Source organism: Microbacterium sp. P5_B6, from assembly GCF_056400345.1.
Window position 1 is genome coordinate 1 of the sequence record NZ_JBFULL010000085.1, and the last position, 690, is coordinate 690.

At 62.5% G+C, this 690-nt stretch carries 2 pseudogenes; both read left to right on the plus strand.

The annotated features are described in order from the left end of the window. Positions 1-311 (plus strand): annotated as a pseudogene (locus AC1DP3_RS18360) (DEAD/DEAH box helicase); the annotation flags it as partial. Continuing rightward, positions 308-690, plus strand: a pseudogene (locus tag AC1DP3_RS18365) (hypothetical protein); the annotation flags it as partial. The pseudogenes AC1DP3_RS18360 and AC1DP3_RS18365, both read left to right, overlap by 4 nt.

The window sequence follows — 690 nt, forward strand, 5'->3', positions numbered from 1 at the left end:
GCATCAACCTCATCGACTCGGTGAACCCCTTCCAGCGAGCGTTTGAGGTTATGTCCAAATCGGTCACGCCCTCGGTGCTGAAGATCATTCAGGACCAGATCGCGGCGACGAGGATCGAGTTCACCGAAGAGGAGGCGCTGGCGCTGTTCCCGAGGATCCAGAACTGGGTCAAGGTCAACGGACGCCGCCCGGACGTGCGAGCCGAGGACCCCACCGAGAAGCAACTCGCGGCTGCGCTCCTGTTCTTGCAGAAGCTCAAGCAGCAGCGCGAGGCCGAAAAGCGCGCCACGGAGATGGTGACAGACGCATGACGACGAAGGATGAACTCGGCCCCATCGACTTCGTACAGCCTGATTTCCAAGCGATCCTCGACGCAGATGTCGACGGTCTGCTCGATACACCGGAGAAGCCCCAGAAGGTCACATCGTCCGACCGCCTCGAGCGGGCATTCCGAGAGATCAACGATTTCTACAGGGCGCACGATCGAGTGCCGAGTTCGTCGACTAGGGAGATCGCGGAGCGCAAGCTCGGCGCACGCCTTGACGGGCTCCGCGCCAGTGAGGAGCGAGCAAACGCGGTCAAACACCTGGACGAGTTCAGGCTGCTCGAGGCAGCCGAGGCGCCGGCGTCGATAGACGAGTTACTCGAGGGGGCCGATCTAGACGACCTGCTCGGCGACGACGGCGGCAT